Source organism: Acidimicrobiales bacterium, assembly GCA_036399815.1.
Lineage (GTDB): Bacteria > Actinomycetota > Acidimicrobiia > Acidimicrobiales > DASWMK01 > DASWMK01.
In genome coordinates this window covers 1-9,404 of record DASWMK010000055.1, presented here as the reverse complement: position 1 = coordinate 9,404, position 9,404 = coordinate 1, and the positions used below count along the sequence as shown (strand labels likewise).

Genomic DNA, 9,404 nt, shown 5'->3' with positions numbered 1-9,404 from the left:
CGAGGCCACCCTGCGGTCGGCCTCGGTCGACTGCTCGGCGGCCGAGTCCATGGCCGTGCGACCGTGAGGGGCCGGCTGGTGCTGGCCGGGGCGGCGGCCGTCGCCGCCCTGCTGGCCGCCGACCGGGCCGCCGGGTGGGGCCGGCTGGCCGACGCCGGGGACGAGCGGTCCGCCGCGTCGGCGGCCGCGGCCGCGGCCGCCGCCCGCCTGGCCGACGCCGAGGCTCGCCTCGCCGACGCCACCGCCGGCCTGGAGGCCCTCCGCCACCGGGTCTCGGCGGCCGAGTCGGAGGCCGACCGGCTGGCCGCCGAGCAGGACGACCTGGCCGCCGCCCTCGCGGAGGCCAGGGCGTCGCTCGCCGCGCTGGAGGCGGCCGGCGACGCCGCCCAGGCCGCCGGCGGGCTCACCGCCGTCGCCGTCACCGCCCTCCAGGGCTGCCTGGTCGGCGTGGGCGAGGGCCTGGAGCGCTCGGCGGCCGACGACGCCGGCGGGGCGGTGGCCGCCCTGTCGGCGGTGGCCGGCGAGTGCCGGCTGGCCGACGCCGTCTTCGGCGCGGGCGGGCCGTCGGCCGTGTTCCCGTTCGACTTCGCCGACCCCTTCGTCGTCCGGGTGGGCGACGGCTACTACGGCTACGCCACCAACGCCACCGCCGGCCACGTCCAGGCCATCCGCTCGGCCGACCTGGAGCGCTGGGAGTGGCTGGGCGACGCCCTGCCCGACCTGCCGGCGTGGGCCGAGCCGGGGCGCACGTGGGCGCCGTCGGTGCTGCCGGTGGACGACCGCTTCGTCGCCTACTACACCGCCCGGGAGCGGGCGTCCGGCCTCCAGTGCGTGTCGAGGGCGGTGGCCGACGACCCGGCCGGGCCCTTCGTGGACGACTCCGGCGGGCCGTTCGTGTGCCAGCGGGACGAGGGCGGCTCGATCGACCCGAGCCCGTTCGTCGACGGCGACGGCTCGGCCTGGCTGCTGTGGAAGAGCGAGGGGACCGGCGGCGACCGGCCGGCCACCATCTGGTCGCAGCGGCTGTCGGCCGACGGCCTGGCCGTCGAGGGCGAGCCGGCCGCCCTCGTCGAGCGCGACCAGCCGTGGGAGGGGGTGACGGTCGAGGGCCCGTCGATGGCCGCCCACGGCGACGACCACTACCTGTTCTTCTCGGCCGGCGCCTGGAACAGCGCCGGCTACTCCGTGGGCTGGGCCCGCTGCGACGGCCCGCAGGGCCCGTGCACGAAGGCGCCGGGCCCGCTGCTCGCCACCGAGGGCACGGTCGCCGGGCCGGGCGGCCAGGAGGTGTTCACCGACGCCGACGGCCGCCTCTGGATGGCGTACCACGCGTGGACGGCGCCCGACGTCGGCTACCCCAACCGCCGCATGCTGCACCTCAGCCGCCTCGCCTTCGAGGCCGGCGAGCCCGTCCTGTTCGACCCCTAGTAGGGCCAGGGGCGGTCGACCAGCCTGGCCAGCACGGCCAGCTTGATCACCAGGTTCTTCGCGAACCAGGGGAGGCCGGCGGCGTGGCGGGCGGCGTTGCGGAACCGGCCCCGCAGGCCCACCGGCTCCTTGCGGTACTCGGTCATCGACCCGCTGCGGCCGACGTAGCGCCACCGCGACGAGAAGGCCCGCTCCCGGAGCAGCGCCAGCGTGACGCCGACCGACGAGAACGAGTCGTGGACGAGCATGGTGCCGCCGTCGCGCACGAGGTCGCCGTAGCGGACGACGTCGTTCCTCGCCGGCACGTAGCGGTGGGCCCCGTCCACGTACAGCAGGTCGATCTCGCCGCCGACGTGGGGCAGCGCCTGCTCGGAGAACTCCCGCACGTGGCGGACCCGGTCGGCCACGCCGGCCCGGCGCAGGTTGCGCAGGAACACCTCGTGGTCGCCCTGGCCCTCCTCGGGCGTGCCCTCCCACTGCTGCGGGCCGCGGTCGTTGCCGGCGTGGGGGTCGACGGCGACGACCTCGACCCCATCGTCCACCGCGGTGGCGAGCACGATCGTCGACCGGCCCCGGTAGGACCCGATCTCGACGATGCGGCCGCCCGGCTTGACCTCCGACGCCCGGTCCCACAGCCGCCTCGCCTGGTCGCGGGTCATCCACCCCTCAACGTCGGCCACCGAGGCGAGCGCCGCCTCGAAGCCGGGCGCGGCGACGAGCGCCGGCGCCTCCCGCGTGAAGCGGATGACGCAGTTCCAGGCGAGCACCTCGCGCACGCCGGGGACGCGCATGACGAACGACGCCCACGGCCAGTACCGGGGCTCGACCGACTCGATGCGCAGGCCGGGGACGGACCCGGCGAGGCGCAGGGTCGGCCCGATGTGGCAGGCGAACAGGCCCTCGCCGTAGCGGTTCTTGCGGGGCGGGCCGTGGCGGCGCTCGTACAGCTTCGGCCCGAGGCGGGGGCCGAGGAACTGGTACGGGGTCATGTCGTGGCCGCCCCAGGGCGAGTACCAGTTGGTCCAGGACAGGTAGGCCCAGCCGCCCGGCCGCACCACCCGGGCCATCTCCCGGATCACGGCGCCGGGGTCGGGCGTGTGCTCCAGCATGTTCGAGCAGAAGACGCCGTCGAGGGACCCGTCGGGCACGGGCAGGCGGGCGGCGTCCCCGATCACCGCGCCGGGCGGCGGCGTGCCCCCGCCGAGCAGCTCGTCGAGGGACCCCTCGACCGGGAGGACGACCGCGCCCCTCGCCCGGAACGCCTCGGTGTACCAGCCGGGGCCGCAGCCGAGGTCGCCGACCACCGTGCCGTCGAGGGGGCCGTGGCGGCGCTCGAGGTCCCTCGCCGCCTCGGCGGCCAGGAACCGGTAGAACGGCGCGGGGTCGACCTGCTCGCGCCGGAACAGGCGCCACAGGGTGCGGGCCCGCTCCAGCCCGTGCAGCTCGGGCGGGGTCGAGGTCGGGGCGGTCACGGGGTGGCCATCGTACCGACGGCCGACCGGGGTACCGGGCATCCGGACAAGGGTCGCCTAGCATGCTCCGGATGGCCGACCGCCCTTCGCTCCAGGCCGTCGCGCCCGAGCGTCGGTCGGGCCGGCGCCACTTCCCGTGCATCGACGGCCTGCGCGCCGTGGCCGCCACCATGATCGTGCTCACCCACGCCACCTGGCTGTCGGGGGCGGGCGACGGCGAGCCGTTCGGGCCGTTCCTCGCCCGCATGGACGCCGGCGTGGCCGTGTTCTTCGTGCTCTCCGGGTTCCTCCTCTACCGGCCGTTCGCGGCCGCCCACCTCGACGGCGGCGACGGGCCCCGCCCGGGCGCCTACCTGTGGCGCCGCTTCCTCCGCCTGGTGCCGGCCTACTGGGTGGCGCTGACCGTCACCCAGGTGGTGATGGGGGTGGGCACCGGCATGCACTCCGCCGCCGACGCCGTCACCTACTACGGCTTCCTCCAGGTGTACGACCCGCTGCGGGCCTTCGGCGGCATCCCCCAGGCGTGGAGCCTGTGCGTGGAGGTCACCTTCTACCTGGCCCTGCCGCTGTGGGCCGCCGCCCTCGCCGCCGGCCGGCGCGGGCGCGACGCCGGGCACCAGGCCAGGGTCGAGCTGCTCGCCCTCGCCGCCGTCGCCGCCGGGGCCTCGCTCTGGCGCCTGTGGGTGCTCGAGGTCGACGGGTCGGCCAACCACCTCGGCCTCAGCTGGCTCCCCGCGTACGCCGACCTGTTCGCCGCCGGCATGGCCCTCGCCGTCGTCAGCGCCCGCTCGGCCAGGGGCGCGCCGCTCCCCGCCTGGCTGGCCGCCCTCGGCCGCCGCCCGGGCCTCTCGTGGGCGCTCGCCGGCGCCTCGTTCTGGACGGTGGCGGTCGTGGTCGACCTGCCCACCGGCCTCGCCGCCGCGTCCACCGGGGCGACCCTCGCCCGCCACCTGCTGTACGGCCTGACGGCGGTGTTCCTGGTCGTGCCGGCCGTGGTCGGCGACCCGGGCGAGGGCGCCGTCCGCCGCCTGCTCCGCTCCCGGCCGGTGGTGGCCGTCGGCCTCGTCAGCTACGGGCTGTTCCTCTGGCACCAGGCGTGGATGGACCGGGTCCTGCGGTGGACGGGCGACGCCGTCGGGGCCGGCCCGTTCTGGCTCCTGCTGGCCGCCGGCCTCGCCCTCGGACTGGCCGCCGCCACCGCCAGCTGGTTCCTCGTCGAGGCCCCGCTCCTCCGCCGCCGGCCGGACGGCCGGGGCCGGGCCCGCACCGTCCCCGTCGCCTCGGTGGCCGCCGCCCGATGACCGACACGTTCACCACCGGCCACGGCGCCGACCACCCCGACCAGGCCGCGGTGGCCAAGCTCGGCGACATCGCCGCGTCCGCCGGCCTGCGCCGGGTCCACATGCTGGCCTGGCGGGACCTGGCCGACGTCGAGGCCGGCGGCTCCGAGATCCACGCCGCGGCGATCGCCAAGCTGTGGGCGGCGGCCGGCATCGAGGTCACCATGCGCACCTCGTACGCCCAGGGCCACCTGCCCACCGAGGTGCGCGACGGCTACAAGGTCGTGCGCCGGGCCGGGCGCTACCTGATCTTCCCGAGGGCGGCGCTGGCCGAGCTGCGGGGCGCCATGGGCCCCCGCGACGGCCTCGTGGAGATCTGGAACGGCATGCCGTTCTTCTCGCCGCTGTGGGCGGCCGGCCCGAGGATCACGTTCCTCCACCACGTGCACGCCGAGATGTGGCAGATGGCGCTGCCGCCCAACCTGGCCAAGGTGGGCGACCTCATCGAGCGGCGCCTGGCCCCGCCGCTGTACCGGCGCACCCGGGTGGTGACCCTGTCGGAGTCCTCCAAGCGCGAGCTGGTCGAGCAGCTGGGGTTCCGGCCCGAGCGGGTGAGCGTCGTGCACCCCGGCATCGACCCCCGCTTCTCCCCCGGCGGCACCCGGTCGCCCCGGCCGCTGGTCGTCGCCGTGGGCCGCCTCGTCGCCGTCAAGCGCTTCCACCTGCTGGTCGACGCCCTCGTCGCCCTGAAGCCCCGCCACCCCGACCTGCGCGCCGTGATCGTGGGCGACGGCTACGAGCGGGGCGCGCTGCGGGAGCAGATCGCGGCCAACGACGCCGACGGCTGGATCGCGCTGGCCGGCCGGGTGGACGACGCCGCGCTGATCGACCTCTACCGGTCGGCGTGGGTGCTGGCCAGCACGTCGGCCCGCGAGGGCTGGGGGATGACCCTGACCGAGGCGGCGGCGTGCGGCACCCCGAGCGTCGTCACCCGCATCGCCGGCCACGAGGACGCCGTGGACGAGGGCCGCAGCGGGCTGCTGGCCGGCGACCTGCCCGGCATCGTCGCCGCCCTCGACCGGGTGCTCGGCGACGCCGACCTCCGCCGCCGCCTCCAGGAGGGCGCGCTGGCCCACGCCCGCCGCTTCACCTGGGAGGCCACCGCCCGCGGCACGCTCGAGGCCCTGGCCGAGGAGGCCCACCGCCACGCCCGGGGCCGCCACCGGCCCGGATGAGCCGGTCCCTGGTCGACGTCCACGACCGGCCGCCCCCGCCGGCGCCCCGCCCCTCCGACGCCCGCCCCGGCCGGTCGCGGTGGACCGACCGGCGGGTGTCCGTCGCCGCCCACCTCGGGCTGCTGGTGCTCGTCACCGTCCCCCTGCTGCTGACCAAGCCGGGCCGGGTCGGGGCCGACACCAAGCAGTACCTGTACCTGGACCCGGCCAAGCTGCTGTCCCGGGCGTGGGCGATGTGGGACCCGAACACCGGGCTCGGCACCGTCACCCACCAGAACATCGGCTACCTGTTCCCGATGGGCCCGTACTACTGGGCCCTGGAGCGGCTCGGGCTGCCGGACTGGGTGGCCCAGCGGCTGTGGCTGGCCGGGATCCTGTTCGCGGCCGGCGCCGGCGTGCTGTTCCTGGCGAGGACGATGGGCTGGCGGGGCGCCGGGCCGGTGGTCGCCGCCCTCGCCTACGCGCTGAGCCCGTACACGCTCGACTACGCGGCCCGCATCAGCGCCATCCTCCTCCCCTTCGCCGGGCTGCCGTGGCTGATCGCCGTCGCCATGCGGGCGCTTCGCCGGGGCGGGTGGCGGTGGCCGGCGCTGTTCGCGCTGGTCACGCTGGTGGTCGGCGGGGTGAACGCGACCGCACTGCTGCTGGCCGGCATCGGCCCGGTGCTGTGGTTCCCGTTCGCCGTGGGGGTGGAGCGGGAGGCGACGTGGCGGGAGGCGCTCGGCACGGTGGCCCGCATCGGCGTGCTGACGGCCGGCGTGTCGCTGTGGTGGGTCGCCGCCCTGTCGGTGCAGGGCGGCTACGGCCTGCCCGTCCTCGACTTCAGCGAGACCCTCGACGCCGTCGCCGTCACGTCGGTGTCGATCGAGGTCGTCCGCGGCCTCGGTTACTGGTTCTTCTACGGCAGCGACAAGCTCGGGCCCTGGATCGAGGCGTCGGTCACCTACACCCAGCGCCTCGGCGTGCTGGCCGTGACCTACGCGCTGCCCGTCCTCGCCGTCGCCGGCGCGTTCGTCACCCGCTTCCGCCACCGGGCCTACTTCGTGGCGCTGGTGCTGGTCGGCACGGTGGTGGCCGTCGGCACCCACCCCTTCGACGACCCGTCGCCCGTCGGCGGGCTGTTCAAGGCGTTCGCCGAGGGCTCGACGGCCGGCCTCGCCCTGCGCTCCACGGCGAGGGCCGTGCCCCTCGTCGTGCTCGGCCTCGCGGTGCTGCTCGGCACGGCGCTGACGGCGCTCGGCCGGCGGCTGCGGACGTCCGGCGTGGTCGCCGCCGTGCTCGTCGGCGCGCTGGTGCTGGCCGCCAACCCGGCCCTGTTCGCCGGCCAGTTCGTGGACGAGGGGCTGCTGCGGGACGAGGAGGTGCCGGGCTACTGGCGGGAGGCGGCCGCCTGGCTCGACGGGCGGGGCGACGCCACCCGCGTGCTCGAGATCCCCGGCATCGACTTCGCCGCCTACCGCTGGGGCAACACCGTCGACCCCGTCACTCCCGGCCTCATGGACCGCCCGTACGTGGCCAGGGAGCTGATCGCCTTCCTCGGCTCGCCGGCCGCCGCCGACCTCCTGATCGCCCTGGACCGGCGCTTCCAGGAGGGGATCGCCGAGCCGGAGGCCATCGCCCCGGTCGCCCGGCTGCTCGGCGTGGGCGACGTGGTGCTGCGCTCCGACCTCCAGTTCGAGCGCTACCGCACCCCCCGGCCCCGCATCCTGTGGGACGAGCTGACCCCGCCGCCGGCCGGCCTCGGCGAGCCGGTCGGCTTCGGCGACCCCGCGCCGAACGTGCCCGACCCCCGCCTGCCCCTCGTCGACGAGCTGGCCCTCGCCACCGCGCCGGGGGCCGAGGACCCGCCGCCGGTGGCCGCCTTCCCGGTGGAGGACGCCGCCCCGATCGTGCGGGCCCACCCGGCGGCCGGTCCGCTGGTGCTGGCCGGCGACGGCGAGGGCGTGGTCGACGCGGCCGCCGAGGGCCTCGTGACCGGCGACCGGGTGCTGCTCTACGCGGCCTCGCTGTCCGACGCCGAGCTGGAGGAGGCGCTCGCCGGCGGGGCCGACCTCGTGGTCACCGACACCAACCGGCGCCGGGCCCGGCGGTGGCGGACGGTCCGGGAGAACGCCGGCTACACCGAGCGGGCCGGAGAGGAGCCGGCCGTCGACGACCTGGCCGACGCCCGCCTCGACGTGTTCCCCGACGCCGACGACGACGACCGCACGGTGGCCGTCACGCCCGGGGCCGAGGTGTCGGCCACCAGCTACGGCAACCCCGTCTCCCTCACCGCCGACAACCGGCCGGCCCTGGCCCTCGACGGCGACCCGGAGACGGCCTGGGAGACGGCGGCGTTCTCCGCGGTCGACGGGAAGGGCGAGCGGCTGACGGTCGTGCCCGACGGGCCGGTGACGACCGACCGGGTCACCCTCCTCCAGCCGGTGCGGGGCGCCCGCAACCGGCACCTCACCGAGGTCCGCCTGCACTTCGCCGGCGACGACGGCGGCGAGCCGGTCGACGCCGTGCTCGGGCCGGAGTCGCTCGCCGCCCCGGGCCAGGTGGTGACGTTCCCGTCCCGCACGTTCTCCCGCCTCGACGTCGAGATCGTCGCCACCGACCGGGGCCGCCTCGGCGACTACACGGGGATCAGCGGCGTCGGGTTCGCGGAGGTCGGCATCCCCGGCGTGGAGGTCACCGAGCTGGTCCGGCTGCCGGTCGACCTGCTGGCGACGGCCGGCGAGGCCTCCCTGGACCACCGCCTGACCCTGCTGATGACCCGCCAGCGCTCCAACCCGGGGGAGCCGGTCCGGTCCGACGAGGAGCCGGCCATGGCCAGGACGTTCTCGCTGCCGGCCGAGCGGTCGTTCACGGTGGCCGGCGCCGCCCGCCTGTCGGCCTACGCCCCCGACGAAATCCTCGACCGGCTGCTGGGCGCCGGCGGCGGGCTCGTCGCCCGGTCGTCGGGCCGGCTGCCGGGCGACGTGGAGGCCCGGTCGGCGGCGGCCGTCGACGGCGACCCGGCCACCCACTGGAGCCCGGGGTTCCTCGGCCAGGAGGGGCACTGGCTGGAGGTCGAGGCGGCCGGGCCGGTCACCTTCGACCACCTCGACCTCGCCCTCGTGGCCGACGGCCGCCACTCGGTGCCGACCCGCCTGCTGGTCGAGGCCGGGGGCGAGTCCAGGGTGGTCGACGTGCCGGCGGTGGAGGACCGGGCCGAGGAGGACGCCGTGGTCGAGGCCCCGGTGTCGTTCCCGCCGCTCACCGGCTCGACCGTGCGGGTGACGGTCGAGGCGGTCAGGGAGGTGACGACCACCGACTACTACACGAACGGGCCGATCACCATGCCGGTCGGCGTGGCCGAGCTCGGCCTCGCCGGGGTCACCGAGCCCCTCCCCACCGGGCCCCTCCCGGGCGACTGCCGGGAGGACCTGCTGACCGTGGACGGGTCGCCCGTCGGCCTCCGGCTGGCCGGCGAGGCCGGCGGCGCCGCGGCCAGGGACCGGCTGGCCGTCGAGACCTGCGACGGGCGGCCGCTCGTGCTCGGCCCCGGCGACCACGTGGTCAGGGCGGCCAAGGGGGCGACGACCGGCGTCGACCTCGACCGCCTCGTGCTGGCGTCGGCGCCGGGCGGCGGGCCGGTCGCCCTCGACGCCGACGGCCGGGTGCCGGCCGGGTCGCCGCCGGCCGGGTCGCCGTCGCCGTCGGTGGAGGTGCTGGAGGCCGGGCGCACGTCGGTCCGGGCCCGGGTGACGGGGGCGACGGCGCCGACCTGGCTGGTGCTCGGCCAGAGCCGCAACGCCGGGTGGACGGCGTCGGCCGGTGGCGAGTCGCTCGGAGGCTCGGCCCTGGTCGACGGGTTCGCCAACGGCTGGCTGCTGCCCGGCTCGCCCGACGGCCGGCCCGTCGAGGTGACGATGACGTGGGAGCCGCAGCGCACGGTGTGGGCCGGCCTGGGGCTGTCCCTCGTCGCCGTGCTGGCCTGCGTGGCCCTCGCGGTGGTCGACCCG

Annotated in this window: 5 protein-coding genes; 4 read left to right on the top strand and 1 reads right to left on the bottom strand. The window is 77.1% G+C overall.

The window, feature by feature from the left end:
• Positions 1 to 63 precede the first annotated feature (63 nt).
• On the top strand, positions 64 to 1,428 hold the full coding sequence (locus VGB14_04185; GenBank protein HEX9992108.1) for a glycoside hydrolase family 43 protein: 1,365 nt from the start codon (positions 64 to 66) through the stop codon (positions 1,426 to 1,428).
• Here the strand turns inward: VGB14_04185 and VGB14_04180 are convergent.
• Entirely contained in the window at positions 1,425 to 2,900 is a 1,476-nt protein-coding gene (locus VGB14_04180) for a class I SAM-dependent methyltransferase (GenBank protein HEX9992107.1), read from the bottom strand. The two genes, VGB14_04185 and VGB14_04180, sit on opposite strands and share 4 nt — an antisense overlap.
• Before the next feature lie 71 nt (positions 2,901 to 2,971).
• Here VGB14_04180 and VGB14_04175 point away from each other — a divergent pair, with 71 nt between their 5' ends.
• The 3 genes from VGB14_04175 to VGB14_04165 all read left to right on the top strand — a co-directional run.
• Positions 2,972 to 4,201 (top strand): acyltransferase, encoded by a 1,230-nt coding sequence (locus tag VGB14_04175; protein HEX9992106.1) that lies wholly within the window; start codon positions 2,972 to 2,974, stop codon positions 4,199 to 4,201.
• On the top strand, positions 4,198 to 5,415 hold the full coding sequence (locus tag VGB14_04170; GenBank protein HEX9992105.1) for a glycosyltransferase family 4 protein: 1,218 nt from the start codon (positions 4,198 to 4,200) through the stop codon (positions 5,413 to 5,415). Before VGB14_04175 ends, VGB14_04170 begins: the two co-directional genes overlap by 4 nt.
• A partial coding sequence (locus VGB14_04165) for an alpha-(1->3)-arabinofuranosyltransferase family protein (protein ID HEX9992104.1) occupies positions 5,412 to 9,404 on the top strand: 3,993 nt, incomplete at its 3' end. The genes VGB14_04170 and VGB14_04165, both read left to right, overlap by 4 nt.